This is a genomic window from Dyadobacter diqingensis, from assembly GCF_024220585.1.
GTDB classification, from domain to species: Bacteria; Bacteroidota; Bacteroidia; order Cytophagales; family Spirosomataceae; genus Dyadobacter; species Dyadobacter diqingensis.
Map to the genome: position 1 here is coordinate 425,057 of NZ_JAMXKF010000002.1, position 17,188 is coordinate 442,244.

Sequence of the window (17,188 nt, forward strand, 5' to 3'; positions counted from 1 at the left end):
ATTAATCGACTGTTTTTAGCGTAATAAAAGTTTTTCAGGTTAAAATATCGTTGACAACCTTACCATGCACATCGGTCAGCCGGAACCTTCGACCCTGAAATTTATAGGTCAGCCGCTCGTGATCCACCCCCATCAGATGCATCAGTGTCGCCTGAAAATCGTGCACGTGAACGGGATCTTTTACGATGTTATAGCTAAAATCGTCTGTTTCCCCATAACTGATGCCCGGCTTCACACCGGCGCCGGCCATCCACATCGTAAAACATCTCGGATGATGGTCGCGACCGTAATCGTCTGCCGTCAGTTTGCCCTGCGAATACACCGTTCTCCCAAACTCGCCTCCCCAAATTACCAACGTATCATCCAGTAAACCTCGTCTTTTGAGGTCAATTATCAGTGCTGCCGTGGCCTGGTCGGTATTTTTACACTGATTTGCTATTCCTTTAGGCAGCCCGCCATGGTTATCCCAGCCCTGATGATAAAGCTGAACAAACTTGACATCCTTTTCCAAAAGTTTTCTTGCCAAAAGACAATTGGCTGCGTAGGTACCCGAATCCCGGCTATCAGGGCCATAAAGATCAAAAACTTCATCGGGCTCATCTTTGGTATCCATTACTTCCGGCACCGAAGTCTGCATACGGTACGCCATTTCATATTGGGCAATTCGCGCGTCCACTTCGGGGTCTCCGTAAGCCTCGTTTTGCAGCTGGTTAAGTTTCGACAAATATTCCAGCATTGCCTTGCGGTCGGCACCATCATACCCTTCGGGGTTATTCAGGAATAAAACCGGATCCTTTCCCGAGCGAAACTGTACTCCTTGATGTTTTGACGGCAAAAAACCATTGCCCCACAAACGCGCATACAGCGGCTGGTCCTTTGATCCGTTTTTAGAAACCAGCACGATGAAAGTCGGCAGATTCTGATTGTCGGAACCCAACCCGTAACTCACCCAGGAGCCAATCGAAGGCCGCCCAGGAAGCTGATTACCGGTTTGAAAAAAGGTTATGGCCGGATCATGGTTAATCGCTTCGGAATTGATCGACTTAATAATGCAAAGATCATCGACAACCCTGGCCGTATGCGGCATCAGCTCACTGACCCAGGTTCCGCTTTTTCCAAACTGGTTAAATTTATAGATCGAAGGCACCATCGGCAAGGCACTCTGATTGGCGCTCATACCGGTTAAACGCTGTCCCTTCCTCACCGAATCCGGGAGATTCTGACCTGCCAGATCTACCAGTTTGGGCTTGTAATCAAAAGTTTCAAACTGCGAAGGACCTCCGCTCATGAACAAATAAACCACCCGTTTCGCTTTCGGAGCGATATGCGGCAATGCTTTTAATATGTCTTCCTCAAATTTTGCGGCGCTCTCCGGGGAGGCGTTGGGCGACGAGCCAAAAATCTTTTCTGCACCAAGTAATGAGCCCATAGCAAGCGCACCCAACCCAAGGGATGTCTTGGTCAAAAAACGTCTCCTGTCAAGCTTTTTGTTCAGATGGTTGAACTCAGGACTATTCAGCCTGAACTCGTCGTTGTGATGGTGTGACATCGTTATCTTTTTGTTAAGGTAGCGTCAGAATTCAGGATTGTGCTTGCTACCACTGCGTTTGCTGCAATCAGTGCCGTGTCTGCTTTTTTGTCAATCAAAAACTGGCCTTCTCCAAGCCAGCCTACCGTTTTCCCCGGCGATTTTTTGAATCGTTCGTATTGTTTTTTTTGCATCACCAAAAGCAGTTCAACCTCTTGGGCTGATGGTTTTTTACCCGTCAACTTTCTGTATGCGGTAAAAATGGCATTTTTTGGATCAGAAATCGATGCCATCTGAACACCCATCACCTTCATGGCTTCAATAAATGTAGGATCGTTCAGCGTGACCAGCGCCTGCAAGGGCGTGTTCGTCTTCTGCCTTCTAACCACGCAAAAACTTCTTGACGTTGCATCAAAAGTCGAAAGCGTCGGATTCGGCACCGATCTCTTTACAATAACATACAAACTCCGCCTGTAAACAGCGTCCCCGGAATCGGACTGGTAAGTGGTGTTATTTATTTCCCAAAGTCCTTCCGGCTGATAGGGTTTCACACTCTTCCCTCCTATTTTTTTATTGATCAAACCACTCGCCATCAAAGCATTGTCCCGGATCATTTCGGCTGACATCCTGTTAGAAGGCCCGCGTGTCAGCCACCGGTTTTCCGGATCCTTGTCCCGCAGTTCTCTGGAAACCCTGGAATCCTGCCGGTAAGCCGCCGACATCACGATCAGTTTATTCAGTTTTTTCACATCCCATTTCGAATCCTGAAAAGTTACGGCAAGCCAGTCGAGCAATTCCGGATGACTTGGCATTTCTCCCTGATTTCCAAAATCTTCCGTTGTTTTGACAATCCCGGTGCCGAAGAAATTCTGCCAGAACCTGTTCACCGCCACCCGTGCAGTCAACGGGTTATCCTTGCTGGTGAGCCACAAAGCAAGACCATACCTGTTTTTGGGAAGATTTTTCGGAAACTTCAATATCGACTCCGGGGTATCCGGAAAGACTTCCTCGCCGAAAGAATCATAGTTCCCACGATTTAGGATATGCGTTTTCTTTGGTTTTGGCATTTCCTCCATCACCATCAGCTCATGGATTTTTTCGACCGAATCGGCCTGTAAAGTTCTTGTTTTCGTCAGGTCGGTTTGCGCACTTCTTGTCCGCGGGGAAACCGCCGACTGGTAATAATTTCTCAACACCTTCCTATCGTTATCAGCGAGCAGATTCTGCGTTTTGGAAGTAATATCTGACCAAAGATTTTTGCGGGCCAAAACACCAACTTCATAGTCCGTCAGCACCCGGTTATAGACAGCAATATCATCGACCTTACCCCCTTTAAAACCAAGCCCGCGCCACCAGCCTCCGATCTGCAAACCGGGTTGTTTATCCGTTTTAAAAAGAATATCCTTGGTAAGCTGATCCATGGTAGTCTGCATACTGATTTCTGAGCCATTCAGAAACAGCCGGAACCCGTTTGCTTTTGAGGAGCCATCATAGGTGATCGTGAGCTGGATCCACTGCGCCCGGGGAATGCCCTTTTTCGATATTTTCGTGATTGCATTCGACGGTGCTGTATGCGCCATGTTAAGTTCAAGCTGATCATCTTTTAAATACAAATGATAACCCCGGAAATTGTAAAGCCGCTCGGCCTGCGATTTATGTAAAATAACACCCTCTTTAAGCTCTTTTGGAATATTTACCCAAATACCGATGCTAAATGGTTCTGATCGCCGATAAACGCCGGTCTGATCCAGATCTAAAAAGACATCGCCATTCAACGCCATAGCCTGTCCATTGTCATGCGTCATGAATACAGGTAAATCTCCCGCTTGTCCCGACTCCCTTTTCATGATACCCGTTTGCCGGGGATTCGCGCGGTTTTTCAAGGAATTCTGATCGAAAGAATAATAACCCTGCAATCCGGCCTGAGGCAGTTTTTCAGTTGCGAGTTCCTGATATTTTTTTTCACGAATCCATTTTTGAAAATCCTGCTCCGAAGCTGTCTTTGCATTGTCGACCGCTTTCTGCTGCACAGCAATCTGCGTGTCAATAAAACGAAGCATTTTCTCCTGCTGATCTGTCGGCAGCATCAGTGTCGGTGTCGGCAATGCATCATCCCAGGAAATCTGCCCGGCTTCTTTTATATTATTGAAAAAGCTAAAAAGCTGATAGTAATTTTTCTGTGAGATGGGGTCATACTTATGGTCATGACACTTGGCACAACCCACCGAAATTCCCATCATCGCGTCTCCAAAGGTATTGGTACGGTCAATCACATATTCGGTTTGAAATTCTTCCTCAACAATTCCGCCCTCCATATTCTGCTGGTGATTACGGTTGAAAGCCGTGGCGATGATCATGTCTTTTGTCGGCCCTGGCATAAGGTCACCGGCAAGCTGCCAATGCACAAATTTGTCATACGCCATGTTGGTATTAAATGCCTTGATCACCCAATCCCGATAAGGCGACATATCACGCAGTCGATCCACCGTGTAGCCATGTGAGTCTGCAAAACGGGCCAGATCCAGCCAGTCCACAGCCATTTTCTCACCGTAATGAGGAGATTTCAAAAGTCGGTCCACCTGTTTTTCATACGCATTGGGAGAATTGTCTTTCAGGAAAGCATCAGTCTCTTCCAGCGTAGGTGGCAAGCCGGTCAAATCCAGCGAAACTCTTCGTAACAGCAATTCCTTGTCAGCTTCCCTGGCCGGTTTAAGCTTTTCCTGTTCCAGTTTCGCGAGAATAAAATGGTCGATTGGATTTTTCACCCAATCTTTATTTTCAACGTCCGGCAATCCCGTTTTTTCAGGTTTCACAAATGCCCAATGTGGTTTATACTCAGCGCCATCCTCAATCCATTTGATCAGGATTGCCTTTTCCCTGGCCGTCAGACTTAAATGTGATTCTTTGGTGGGCATCATGTAATCCGGGTCAGCAGACATAATGCGGTGAAAAAATTCACTTCCCGCAAGGTCTCCCGGGTTGATGGCCACCTTGCCCGGATTTTCGGAAAGTTCGGCATAGGCTGCCTGTTTCAGGTCCAGTCGCAATCCCGCTTTTTGTTTGGCTTTATCCGGCCCGTGACAGGCAAAACACTTATCTGACAGCACAGGCTTGACATGCTGGTTATAATCCAGTTGATCAGGCAGTTCATCATAAGCCACCTGCACATCGGCCGGCAGATCAGGTCCACAGGAGAACAGGAAAACGGCAGACAGGAAAAATAGCAAAACATAATCAAACCGCATCGGAATTCAGGGCTAATTAAAACTTCAACAAATGTATAGTTTAATAAATTGTAAAAATTATACAAAATTGACCCACACTTTCACAAATCCGACTTTTATCGGTAAATTTCCGTTTCTCAGGTTGACAAAAAGAAGTTATGACGAACCAATCCATTGCCAGATCGATATTTTCATTATTAAATACCGATTATGTCAAATTGAACAAAAACTGGAATTACCGTAATGTCATCAGTCCTTTCTACCGGCTGTATCTGATCGATGGCGGGTCGGGCAAACTCTATCAGACCGATAACACAGTCACGCTGGAAGAAAATTATTTGTATCTGATACCCAGTTTTACCATCTGCAATTATTATTGTCAGGATTTTTTGAGCCAGTATTATATCCATTTTCTGGAAGAGGCGCCCGATGGGACATCGCTTTTTTCTTCCCACCAAAAAATTTTAAGAATCAGTGCTACACCAACGGATCACGACCATTTCAAAAGACTGCTGACGCTAAACCCCGGACGCGACCTGAAACGATCCCATAATCCGAAAGACTATCAGAAACAGCCGGTTATTCAACGTTCGCAGGATTTGAATAACGATGTCCCGATCGCTGCTTTTATGGAAACAAGAGGTATTTTATTACAGCTTTTATCACGGTTTTTAACGCCGGAGTTGTATAATCCGTCCACTGCGAAACCTATTCCGTCCAAAATCCTGGAAACCATTAATTACATCGCGACAAATCTGAGCGAAAATCTGACGGTCGCGCAGCTCGCTGAAAGGACTTTTCAAAATACGGATTACTTTTCAAGAGTCTTTCAGGACCACACGGGTTTGAGGCCGCTTGCCTATGTTCAGATAAAAAGGATCGAAAGAGCTCAATTTCTGATGCTGACCACGGATCTTACCTTTAATGAAATAGCCATTGAAACCGGTTTTGAAAGCCTCTCCTACTTTTCCCGCATCTTCAAAAGCATTACCGGACAAACGCCAAGTTATTACAGCAAGAACAATCATACCATTTGAAAGTCAGCCCTAAAATGCTGTCCGCTTCTGAACAAAAACGTCCGCTTTCGGACATATTTGCCCTGTAATTGACTGATAAACATATTGGCACAAAATTATTGCCTGGCACCTGAGGTGCCCACATTTAAGCGAACAGCCATGATCCGAAACTACATTAAAATCGCATTTAGAAATCTTCTTAAACATAAGTCATTCAGCTTCATCAATATTATTGGTGTAGCCATTGGCCTTGCCTGTTTTTTACTGCTCACCATTTACGTAAAAGACGAACTCAGTTACGACCGGCACAATGCCAATGCAGACAGGATTTATCGTTTGTCCAGAACGTTTCTTTCCAAAGACGGAACCGAATCACTTCGTCTTGGTCACGCTGCGCCTCCCTTCGGGCCATTGATCAAGCAGGATTTCCCGCAGGTTGAAGAAGTAACCAGAATGCTGGAAACGGATGCGATCGTACGTTATGGAGAGCACCTTTTCAATGAAGAAAATCTCTACGCCGCAGACGCAAATCTTTTTAAGGTTTTTACTTTCGACGTGATCCGGGGGAATCCTGCAAGTGCGTTGGTCAATCCGTTTTCAATCATGTTTTCGCGGCCGATGGCTGAAAAATATTTTGGACAGGAAAATCCTCTGGGAAAAACAGTCAGACTTGATAATCTACTGGATTATACCGTTACAGGTGTTTACGAGCCCTTGCCCTCGCAGGCAACTTTTCACCCGAACTTTCTGATCTCGTTTTCCACACTAAACGATAACCGTGTTTACGGCGCAGAGGGATTGCGTACCAACTGGAGTAATAACTCATTTTCAACATTTTTGTTATTACCGAAAAACTATGACCCTGCAAAACTGGTCAGCGCTTTTCCGTCATTCCAAAACCGCCATATTGATTCAAACGCATCCACCTACTCGGTACTTAATCTGATGAAGCTTTCGGATATTCATTTGCACTCGCACATGGATTCTGAAATGGAAGCAAACGGCGACATCCAGTATGTTTATCTGTTTTCAGCCATCGCAATATTTATTTTGCTGATCGCCTGTATCAACTACATGAACCTGGCCACGGCCCGTTCTGCGAAAAGGGCGAAGGAAGTGGGTATGAGAAAAGTAGTTGGCGCCATGCGTAGTCAGCTGATTAACCAGTTTTTAAGCGAGTCAATCTTGCTCGTTTGTATTTCGCTTATGTTAGGAATGCTGATTGTGGCTTTCTGTCTTCCTTTTTTAAACGAGTTTACTCAAAAAAAACTGACATTATCCGCGCTGGCAGATCCTGTTTTCATCGTGGTTTTAATTTCCATTACGCTTTTCACAGGACTGGTTGCCGGTAGTTATCCTGCATTTTTCCTGACGTCCTTTCAACCGACCAGTGTTTTGAAAGGAAAAATTGCTTCGGCACTTAAAAACGGAAAACTGCGACAAACACTTGTTGTTGCTCAGTTCTCGATCGCCGTCGTACTTATTATCAGCACCGCTGTGGTTTATAGCCAGATGAAGTATATTCAAAATTACAAACTTGGCTACTCCAAAGACCAGGTGATTCTGTTGCAGGCGGCCGGTGACTCCGCTACAAACTATGAAGCGATAAGTCAGCAGCTGAAAGAAAACAGTGGCATAACCGAAGTGGGCCGCTCATCGCGGATTCCATCGGGCCGGCTTCTCGACTCCTGGGGAGCCTATGTCATGAAAGGTGACTCCATGGCACCTACCGATATCAGTATAAAATCGCTGGCTGTTGACGAAGATTTTATCCTGACCTACAAAATAAAAATGGCCGCGGGCAGGAATTTTTCAAAACAATATCCAACAGATAAGGCAGAAGGATTTGTGCTCAACGCAACTGCCGCACGACTGCTTGGCTGGAAAAATCCGCAGGAGGCCGTTGGCAACCGGTTTGGCTACGGTGATATCCGTGGGCAGATCATCGGCATCACCGAAGATTATCATTTTGAATCTCTACATCAGAAAGTAGCGCCGATTGTCATGTTTATGCATGGCAACATGAGATGGATCTCGGTTCAGGTTTCGGGCGGAGATATTACCGGTTCGATCGCTCACATCAAGAAGGTCTGGGAAAGCCGGTTCCCCGGAAAACCTTTTGTCTACGAATTTCTCGATGAACGTTTTGGCAGGTTGTACGCGCGTGAACAAACGCAGCAGCTTCTTTTCGGTGTTTTTGCGGGGATAGCCATTTTTATTTCCTGCCTTGGTTTACTGGGACTTTCCATGTTCATGGCCGAGCTTCGGGTTAAGGAAATCGGTGTGCGGAAAGTGCTGGGTGCCAGTGTTTCAAATCTTGTCGTGTTATTGTCGAACGATTTCCTCAAACTGGTTTTAATCGCCATTGTGATCGCCTCCCCCATCGCCTGGTACGGCATGCACCGCTGGTTGCAGGAATTCGCCTATCACACCGAGATTTCGGCCTGGATATTTATTGCTGCCGGAGCACTTTCGGCTGGTATTGCCATGCTGACAATAAGTTTTCAGAGCATCAAAGCAGCTTTAAAGAACCCGATTGCATCTTTAAAGAGCGAGTAAACTACGTTTCAAAAAAACTTACCATCACTGCTCTTTAATAACATCGGCCATGATCAAAAACTATTTCAAAATTGCCTGGCGGAACATGATCCGCAACAAAGCTTTTTCAGCGATCAATATCGTTGGGCTTGCATTGGGTATCGCAGCCTGTATCCTGATTTTACAGTATGTCGCGTTTGAATTGAGTTATGATAATTTTCATAAAAATGGCAGTCAGATCTATCGTGTTAAACAAGATCGCTACAATGACGGAAAACTTAGCACCCAATGGGCTGCCGGAGCTTATGCGGTTGGCAATTCCTTCAAGGATGCTTATCCGGAAGTGGAAGATTATGTCAAATTACTGAGAAAAGGCATCTCTATCGTGGACTATGGAGAGAAGAGCGTAAAGGTTGAAAAAATTTACATGGCCAGCCCTTCGTTCTTTTCCATTTTTTCCTTTCCGCTGGTAAGCGGTAATCCCAAAACTTTACTGACAGAACCCAATACGGTTGTATTATCATCTTCCGTTGCAAAACGAATTTTTGGCGACGAAAACCCGGTTGGAAAAACAGTCCTTCGTAACAAGAGGAAGCCTTTTAAAGTGACGGGGATTTTTGAGGATATGCCTAAAAATTCGCATATCAAAGCGGATATACTTGTTTCCTACGCCACATTTCTCAACGACGTAAAACCTGACAACCCTGAAACTGCCTGGCAATGGGATGGCTGCCTGACGTACATTAAACTGCGTCCCGGCACAGATCCCGCCAAACTTGAAGCGAAGTTTCCCGCGCTCGTCGACAAACTGGCCGGCGAAGAACATAAAAAATACAAATCGGCAGCGGTTTATCTTTTGCAGCCGCTAAGGGATATCCATCTCTATTCTCATTTGATGATGGAACCTGAACCTAACGGAGATGGCAAAACCGTGTATCTTTTGCTCGGGATTGCATTTTTTATCGTGGTGATTGCCTGGGTGAATTATATCAATCTGGCAACGGCACGGGCCATTAACCGGGCCAAGGAGGTCGGAGTACGCAAGGCGGTTGGTTCGTTAAGAAGCCAGCTTATTGGCCAGTTTATGACAGAATCTGTTTTGCTGAATGGCCTGGCAGTAGTACTGGCTCTGGTTCTTGTCGCCTTGTCGCTGCCTAAATTCAATGAAATATCAGGTCAGGAGCTTTCTTTTAAACTGCTTGGCAGTAAACTATTCTGGCTTCCTCTGGCTGGCCTGTTTCTGATCGGTGCGTTTTTTTCGGGCCTATATCCTGCTTTCGTCCTGTCGGGGTTCAAGCCGGTTGCGGTATTAAAAGGCAAAGTCAGTGCATCGTCGCGGGGTATTCTGCTGCGGAAGTCGTTGGTTGTTTTTCAATTTGCCGCTTCGCTGTTCCTGCTCGTTGGCACGCTTACGGTGTTTCAGCAAATCCGTTTTATGCGGCAGCAAAGTCTGGGCATCAACATTGACCAGACGCTCGTTATTAATCCGCCCATCATTGCCGATGATTCTACTTTTATGCGGCAAATGGCTGCCTTCAAAGAAGAACTGTTACGTCAGTCGGGGGTAAAAGCGATTACCGCATCGACCGTTGTACCCGGCCAGCCATCCGACTGGAACGCCGGGGGTATAAGGCTGAAAGGAGCTGACGAAAGTGTAGGAAAGCAATACCGTATCATCGGTGTGGACTATGATTTTTTACAGACCTATGATTTAAAACTGATTGCCGGCCGGAACTTTTCAAAAGATTTCGGGAATGATCCCAAAGCCGTGGTTTTTAATAAAATGGCTGTACAGCAGTTAGGTTTTAGCGATCCGCAGCAGGCTATCGGCAAGGAAATTAATTTTTGGGGAGAGATTTTCACGATCGTGGGTGTTACAGACAACTTCCATCAGCAATCCCTGAAAGATGCTTACGAACCGCTGATCATACGTTTGATTCCTGATATCCGTGGATATTTTTCAGTTAAACTAAGCACAGGATCGGCTGGCAGCGCCATTGCCAGTGTTCAGTCAGAATGGAACAAATTCTTCCCAGGAAATCCTTTCGAATACACATTCCTGGATGATCGGTTTAACGATCAGTATAAAGCTGACCAGCGTTTTGGACAGGTATTTGGTATTTTCACAGGACTGGCTATTCTGGTGGCCTGTCTGGGATTATTCGGACTGGCATCATTTACAACCGCCCAACGAACCAAAGAAATCGGGATACGGAAGGTATTGGGTTCCAGCGTCTATGCCATCGTTGAAATGCTCTACCGCGAATTTGCCATCCTTGTTTTTATTTCCTTCCTGATCGCGGCACCTATTGCCTGGTTTGCGGCCAGTCAGTGGCTCGATGGTTATGCATTTCGTACCGGTATCCAGTGGTGGCTTTTTGCTGCACCGTTTGTTCTGGTACTCTTCATTGCCCTGCTGACCGTCAGTTTCCAGAGTATTAAAGCAGCATTGATGAATCCGGTAAAATCTCTGAAAAGCGAATAAAAAGTTAATCCCGTTGTGACTCGTCAACCACTCCAGTATGTTTAAAAACTATTTTAAAATTGCGTGGCGGAATCTCCTAAAAAATAAGACTTTCAGCCTTATCAATATCCTCGGGCTCGCCCTGGGCATGGCGTGTAGTCTGCTGATTATGCTTTGGGTGCAGGATGAAATAAAAATGGACCATTTTCACGAAAATGATGCCCGACTTTTCAATGTGATGGAAAACCAGCATTACTCGGGCTCTATCAATACTTACGCGTCCACGCCCGGTATCCTGGCCGAAAACATTGTAAAAGATATACCCGAGATTGAAAAAGCAAGTCAGTTCCTATGGGAAACGGCTCCGGTGTTCAGGGTTGGCGATATTTTCGACAATGAAAAAGGACGTTTTGTACAGGGAGATTTCCTGAGCATGTTTTCGTTTAAACTGACAGAGGGTGATGCTGCCACTGCATTGAAGCGACCAGATGGTGTTGTCATTTCTAAAAAACTGGCCGATAAGTATTTCAAAGGGACAGATCCGATGGGCAAAACCATGCGTATCGATAATAAGGATGACGTCATTGTTACCGGTATTTTGGACGAAATCCCGTCAACCTCTTCAATAAAGTTTGATTTTCTGATGAGCTTCGACCGATGGAAAACCTACAATGCCTGGGCAAAGGAATGGGGCAATAACGGGCCAAGCTGCGTTTTGCTGCTGGCAAAAAATGCGTCTCCGGAAAAGGTTTCAGCAAAGATCAAAGGTTATATCAAAACCAAGAATAAGGACAGTAACGTCGATCTTTTTCTTACGAATTTTGGTGAATCCTATCTTTATTCCAAGTGGGATTCCGGCAAACAAAATGGCGGCCGGATCGAGTACGTGAAGATGTTTGTCATTGTGGCCGTTTTCATTCTGGTTATCGCCTGTATCAATTTCATGAATCTTGCCACGGCCCGTTCGGTAAAACGTGCCAAGGAAGTCGGTCTTCGGAAAGTGGTTGGTGCTTACAGAAGCAGTTTAATTGGCCAATTTATGGGAGAATCCATTCTGATTACCTTTCTGGCACTGATTTTTGCCATGGCCATTGTTCTTCTGTTAATCCCCTCTTTTAACACATTGACAGAAAAACAATTGTCGCTTGATTTCACAAATCCCTACCTGTTCCTTATTCTCCTGGGATTAACAGCCATTACGGGTATCATTGCGGGCAGTTATCCGGCCTTGTTTATGTCTTCACTAAACCCTGTTGTCGTGCTGAAAGGTGCGTTGAAATTCAAACCCAGCGCTGCCTATTTCCGTCAGGGACTGGTCGTATTTCAGTTTGGCTTGTCCATTTTGCTGATCTTATCGATGATTGTGGTTTACCGGCAAATCCAGTATATCCAGACAAAGAATCTGGGCTTTAACCGTGAAAACCTGCTTTATATCACCGATATTGAAAAAAGCATGGAAAAGAATTTCGCTACTTTCAAACAGGCACTCGAAAATCAGCCGGGAATCAAGGCTGTTTCGGTTTCTCAGGCGAATCCGTTGAACTACGGAAGCTCTACCATGGGTGTCATGTGGCCGGGAAAGGATACGACACAGCAACTGCTTTTTAATGTCAATCCATCCGGTTATGATTTTGTAAAAACAATGGGAATCAAACTGCTCGATGGACGTGATTTCAGCTCGGACTACGGAACGGATTCAACAAATTATCTTGTCAACGAGGCGGCCGCCAAAAAGATGGGTTATAAAGATCCCGTAGGCAAAGAACTGACACTTTGGGGGTCGAAAGGAAAAATCATCGGACTCATGAAAGACTTTCATATCGGGTCACTCCATGTGGCTATTGAGCCGCTGATTGTTAACCTTCAGGCCAAAAGTCCGAACTTCGGAGCCGCCATCATCCGAACTGAGGCAGGACAAACCAAACAGGCTATTGCGAGTGTAGAAGAAGTCTTCAAAAGGCTGAATCCCGGTTTTCCGTTTAAATATCAATTCGCCGACGAAGAGTTTGGCAAACAATATAAATCTGAAAATGTTGTCAGCCGTCTTTCGGGTTATTTCGCTTTCCTGGCAATTTTCATTTCCTGTCTTGGGTTATTTGGACTGGCTGCATTTACGGCTGAGCAACGAACCAAAGAAATCGGAGTTCGGAAAGTTCTGGGCGCGAGCGTAACCAATCTCGTCAGCATGCTTTCTGCGGATTTTGTAAAATTGGTGGCAATATCAGCGCTGATTGCATTTCCAATCGCCTGGTATTTCTTAAAAGGCTGGCTTGAAGAATATGCTTATCGGATAGAAATGGAGTGGTGGTATTTTGTCATCGCCGGATTTGCCGCTTTGTTAATTGCGCTGTTCACGGTAAGTTTTCAGGCGATTAAAGCAGCTTTAATGAATCCTGTAAAAAGTTTAAAGAGCGAGTAAAAAAAAACTAAGCCAACTTATTGACAGCAACCACCTGAATCAAATAAATGGATTGATAATGGTGAGACGGTTTTCGATAAGTTGGTTATGCTGCAAATCTTCTGAGTAAAGTATATTACAATTTGCAGCAAGCGCCGAAGCAACTATAATGCTGTCAAAAAGTTGGAAATCGTATCTCGTTATCAGATTTCGTGATTGTTCCAATATACTGTGATTGATATTAACAATTTCACATCCTTCTATCAAAATGATGCAATGCTCAATAAGACGAAGCTTGGGTACTTTTAAAATCCTTTTCAGGACATTTAAATATTCAGAAATGACTTGTGCCGGTATGACAGGAAAATGCTGAATAATATCCTTGGCTTTATCGGTTTTAGACGAATTACTTTCGTCGTGCAAATAAACCCGAATATTGGTATCAACGGCGACTTTATTCATCATAATTATTTGCTTCGTCTCTGTCAAATTTCCAGTCCGAAAGATCCGTTTTCAGATCGGTCAACGAAGCGGTAAGCTTATTAATTTTACTCTGGGCATCTGAAACAGGTTTTGAATCAATCTCAAACGCAATTACCTCCACCTGTTTCCCAATCATTTCATCCGGCAGATTTAGCAGATAAGAGTTGCCCGTTGGCACTATAATTTCCCTGACCAGTTCCATATTTATTTCATTTGTGTACTACCAAAGTTAATTAAAAAACGGGTAATGTTTTGAACTGATTTTACGCTGATTAGAAGCCAGCGCATTTTATCTGATTCCAGCAAAACCACTAAATAAAAACAACTAGGATTTTTGTATAAATAATTAAATATTTGATTATAATTAACTAGTCAGCATCGGTTAATAAGTCACTCAATCCCCCAAACAATTTATCGTCATGAAACATCTATCCTCCATTGGCAGCTACCTTGTGGTTGTCCTGCTCTTTTTCACGCTGTCTTGTACAGATCACGACATCAAGGAACAACCTGATTTGGAAACGTTAGTTTATGGAGCAAATTGTAAATTTCTGTTTACTTACAAGTTGAATGTACGAAGAGTGGGCGACTTCCCTGTTACGGAATACGGCATTGTATGGAAACCAGGTAATGCGCAAGAATATCAGCCAGGAGTTATGCCAAAAGATCCGCCAGTCATTGAAACGGATACCAAAGCAGTTTTTGATCTGCCCCTGACATTGGGCGAGAAACAAAAATTTGCAGGCGGTGCCTGCGGCCCACTGGTATATTATAGAACTTATGCGATTTTAAAAGACGGGACGGTAGTTTATGGTAACTTACTGGCGTACAGAATCACTGGTTAGATTTACTCAATCCTGAACACGCAAATTTCAACGTCAGCACCATACTCCCGGGTGCTGACTTTTTTTGTAACAACCCATCCGGCACTGAACACAAGTGTCCGAAAATGAACATTTTCAGGCCTCTCAATAACCATAAACAATTAACAATCAATACATTAAAATATCCGGCATAGATTTAGTATCGGGCAAATGAAAAGCCGAAGCCATCGGCTGAAAATCCTCAATTCATACATAAGGCAATCTATGTTAAAGAATTATTTAAAAATCGCGCTGCGAAATCTTTGGAAACACAAAGTGTTTTCCTTCATCAATGTACTGGGTCTGACTGTCGGTATGTCGGCCTGCTTCCTAATCTTTTTGTATGTCAATTTCGAGGTAAGTTATGATGCTTTCAACACCAAAGCCGATCGTATTTACCGATTGGTAACGGACATCAAAACACCATCTGAAACCATCAACACCGGCGTAACCAGCTGGGCGTTTGCACCCAATATTAAAAATGATTTCCCCGAAGTGGAAGCCTTTACGCGTGTGAGCGGAGGAAGTTTTCTTGTGCGGAAAGGAGATATAAAGTTTCAGGAAGAAAAAACACTTTTTGCGGATTCCACCCTGTTTAAGGTATTTGATTTTAAACTGATCAAGGGCAACCCTAAAACGGCTTTAAAGGATCAGCTAAGTATTGTTTTCACTGAAAAGGCTGCGAAAAAATATTTTGGCGACACTGATCCCGTTGGCCAGACTTTACTTTTGTCAGGAGAAGGTTTGCCGGCTACTGTTACGGGTGTCATCAAAGATATACCTGAAAATTCCCAGATTAAAGCGGATATGTTTTTGTCAATGGCTACGCTGACGCAACGTATGAATAAGGGAATTGATGAGCAATGGGGAAACTTCGGCGCGAGTACTTATCTGCTTTTGAAACCGCAAACCACAAGTGCGTCTCTGGAAAAGAAGTTTCCTGCATTTCTTGAAAACCGGGCAGGAAAATTGATGAAAGAAATGCAGATGCATTACACACTGTTCCTGGAACCGCTCAGAGATGTTTATCTTCATTCCACGCGTGGCGGACAAGAAACCGGAAGTGCCAACAATGTTTATGTATTTTCGGCCGTCGCGATTTTCATTTTGCTGATAGCCTGTATCAATTTTGTTAACCTGACCACCGCCCGTTCCGTCGAAAGAGCTAAGGAGGTCGGCATCAGAAAAGTGGTTGGAGCCCCCAGGATGCTGCTGGCACGCCAGTTCATTAGTGAATCCATCCTGATTTGCCTGATCGCCTTCGTTTTTTCCGTGGCATTATCCGCAGCCTTAATTCCGTTGTTCAATAACCTTTCGGGCAAAATTATTAGTACCGGTATCTTCGCAAACCTTCCATTTTTAGGTGGCATGTTTGTCGCAGCCATTCTCATCGGTTTTGTGGCAGGATTATACCCCGCGCTGGTTTTGTCTTCATTTGAACCGGTTGTGGTTTTGAAAGGACGTTTTACGACCAGTGTAAAAGGCATTTTATTGAGAAAGGGGCTGGTTACTGTCCAGTTTGCTATCTCTATTGCGCTTATCATTGCAACACTTGTCGTTTACACCCAGATGAACTTCATGCGCAACCGAGACCTCGGGTTCAGTAAGGACCAGATGCTGATCGTCAATTCAGAAGGCGATCCCAAACGGGAAGCTTTCAAGCAATCATTGGCGGGCTTGGCTGGTGTAAAATCGACCGCAGCTTCGTCGAGTGTGCCGGGTAGCGGGAATCCTGGGGCATATTCTGAAATCGAAAATAAAAGCGGTGATTTACAAATTGCCAATCTGGACTTATACTTTGTCGACTTCGACTATATTCCACAATTTCAGCTGAAAGTAATCGCCGGACGACCATTTTCAAGAGAATTTGGGACAGACACGACTCAGGCGATGGTTATGAATGAGGCCGCTGTAAAATTGTTCGGATACAAAACGCCGCAAGAAGCCATTGGCCGAAGATTCAAACAATGGGGACGTGAGGGAAAAATTATCGGCGTTGTCAAAGATTTCCATTTCCGTGCTTTGCAGGAAACCATAAAGCCATTGACCATGCGGATCGAACCGGGTGGAAGTGATCTTGTATCGGTAAAAATTGACGGCGGAAATATCAAAGGTACGGTTGCCGCCATAGAAGGAAAATGGAAAGCCACCATGCCGAACCGTCCGTTCAGCTATTATTTTATGGACGAATTTTTTGACCGCCAGTACCGTAGTGAAGAACGTTTCGAAAAGCTGTTTTTCAATTTTGCTATCCTGGCCATATTCATTTCGTGCCTCGGCCTACTCGGACTCGCCTCATACAGCACCATGCAGCGTACCAAGGAAATAGGTGTCCGAAAAGTGATGGGTGCTTCGATCGGCAGCATTGTCGGACTTCTTTCAAAGGATTTCCTTAAACTGGTTATCGTCGCCTTTGTGATCGCATCTCCGCTGGCCTACTATGGAATGTACAAATGGCTGGAAAATTTTGCCTACAAAACAGATATCAAATGGTGGATATTTATGGCGGCGGCAATTCTTTCGGTAGCCATTGCCTTTTTAACCGTGAGTTTTCAAAGTATTAAGGCAGCACTGATGAATCCGGTAAAATCTCTGAGAAGCGAATAAATGACCTGGCATTAATTTTCGACAGTTGGGGAAAGTTGCATTTCGTCGGTGTAACTTTTAGTTTCAT

General features: G+C 44.7%; 10 protein-coding genes. 6 read left to right on the forward strand and 4 right to left on the reverse strand.

All coding sequences use genetic code 11. From position 1 onward, the window contains the following. Positions 1–34 precede the first annotated feature (34 nt). Positions 35–1,549 (reverse strand): DUF1501 domain-containing protein, encoded by a 1,515-nt coding sequence (locus M1L62_RS07430; RefSeq protein WP_254412399.1) that lies wholly within the window; start codon positions 1,547–1,549, stop codon positions 35–37. Positions 1,550–1,551: 2 nt separating this feature from the next. Next, entirely contained in the window at positions 1,552–4,773 is a 3,222-nt protein-coding gene (locus tag M1L62_RS07435; protein WP_254412400.1) for a DUF1553 domain-containing protein, read from the reverse strand. Between the two features lie 137 nt (positions 4,774–4,910). Here M1L62_RS07435 and M1L62_RS07440 point away from each other — a divergent pair, with 137 nt between their 5' ends. The 4 genes from M1L62_RS07440 to M1L62_RS07455 all read left to right on the forward strand — a co-directional run bounded on the left by M1L62_RS07440 (position 4,911) and on the right by M1L62_RS07455 (position 13,189). Beyond that, positions 4,911–5,789: a helix-turn-helix domain-containing protein gene (locus M1L62_RS07440; protein WP_254412401.1), complete on the forward strand. Its 879-nt coding sequence runs from the start codon at positions 4,911–4,913 to the stop codon at positions 5,787–5,789. Positions 5,790–5,927: 138 nt separating this feature from the next. Continuing rightward, positions 5,928–8,327: an ABC transporter permease gene (locus M1L62_RS07445; RefSeq protein WP_254412402.1), complete on the forward strand. Its 2,400-nt coding sequence runs from the start codon at positions 5,928–5,930 to the stop codon at positions 8,325–8,327. Positions 8,328–8,376: 49 nt separating this feature from the next. Next, positions 8,377–10,791: an ABC transporter permease gene (locus M1L62_RS07450; RefSeq protein ID WP_254412403.1), complete on the forward strand. Its 2,415-nt coding sequence runs from the start codon at positions 8,377–8,379 to the stop codon at positions 10,789–10,791. A 37-nt stretch (positions 10,792–10,828) separates the two neighbouring features. Next, a complete protein-coding gene (locus M1L62_RS07455) occupies positions 10,829–13,189 on the forward strand; it encodes an ABC transporter permease (protein WP_254412404.1) in 2,361 nt (786 codons plus the stop codon). 39 nt (positions 13,190–13,228) lie between these two features. On the opposite strand, the gene M1L62_RS07460 is transcribed toward M1L62_RS07455, so the two are convergent. After that, positions 13,229–13,633 (reverse strand): PIN domain-containing protein, encoded by a 405-nt coding sequence (locus M1L62_RS07460; RefSeq protein ID WP_254412405.1) that lies wholly within the window; start codon positions 13,631–13,633, stop codon positions 13,229–13,231. Further along, positions 13,623–13,853 (reverse strand): hypothetical protein, encoded by a 231-nt coding sequence (locus tag M1L62_RS07465; protein WP_254412406.1) that lies wholly within the window; start codon positions 13,851–13,853, stop codon positions 13,623–13,625. The genes M1L62_RS07460 and M1L62_RS07465 overlap by 11 nt, the downstream gene beginning before the upstream one ends. 217 nt (positions 13,854–14,070) lie before the next feature. Here M1L62_RS07465 and M1L62_RS07470 point away from each other — a divergent pair, with 217 nt between their 5' ends. Both M1L62_RS07470 and M1L62_RS07475 read left to right on the forward strand, forming a co-directional pair. Then, positions 14,071–14,496, forward strand: a complete 426-nt coding sequence (locus tag M1L62_RS07470; protein WP_254412407.1) for a hypothetical protein — start codon at positions 14,071–14,073, stop codon at positions 14,494–14,496. Between the two features lie 243 nt (positions 14,497–14,739). Continuing rightward, complete coding sequence (locus tag M1L62_RS07475) at positions 14,740–17,121, forward strand: ABC transporter permease (protein WP_254412408.1); 2,382 nt, start codon at positions 14,740–14,742, stop codon at positions 17,119–17,121. Positions 17,122–17,188: the final 67 nt, after the last annotated feature.

Excerpts from the sequence above, each read along its gene's own strand:
- M1L62_RS07470 (WP_254412407.1), top strand. The coding sequence starts at position 14,071 with ATGAAACATCTATCCTCCATTGGCAGCTACCTTGTGGTTGTCCTGCTC.
- M1L62_RS07450 (WP_254412403.1), top strand. The coding sequence starts at position 8,377 with ATGATCAAAAACTATTTCAAAATTGCCTGGCGGAACATGATCCGCAAC.
- M1L62_RS07435 (WP_254412400.1), bottom strand. The coding sequence starts at position 4,773 with ATGCGGTTTGATTATGTTTTGCTATTTTTCCTGTCTGCCGTTTTCCTG.
- M1L62_RS07460 (WP_254412405.1), bottom strand. The coding sequence starts at position 13,633 with ATGATGAATAAAGTCGCCGTTGATACCAATATTCGGGTTTATTTGCAC.
- M1L62_RS07465 (WP_254412406.1), bottom strand. The coding sequence starts at position 13,853 with ATGGAACTGGTCAGGGAAATTATAGTGCCAACGGGCAACTCTTATCTG.
- M1L62_RS07440 (WP_254412401.1), top strand. The coding sequence starts at position 4,911 with ATGACGAACCAATCCATTGCCAGATCGATATTTTCATTATTAAATACC.
- M1L62_RS07445 (WP_254412402.1), top strand. The coding sequence starts at position 5,928 with ATGATCCGAAACTACATTAAAATCGCATTTAGAAATCTTCTTAAACAT.
- M1L62_RS07455 (WP_254412404.1), top strand. The coding sequence starts at position 10,829 with ATGTTTAAAAACTATTTTAAAATTGCGTGGCGGAATCTCCTAAAAAAT.
- M1L62_RS07475 (WP_254412408.1), top strand. The coding sequence starts at position 14,740 with ATGTTAAAGAATTATTTAAAAATCGCGCTGCGAAATCTTTGGAAACAC.
- M1L62_RS07430 (WP_254412399.1), bottom strand. The coding sequence starts at position 1,549 with ATGTCACACCATCACAACGACGAGTTCAGGCTGAATAGTCCTGAGTTC.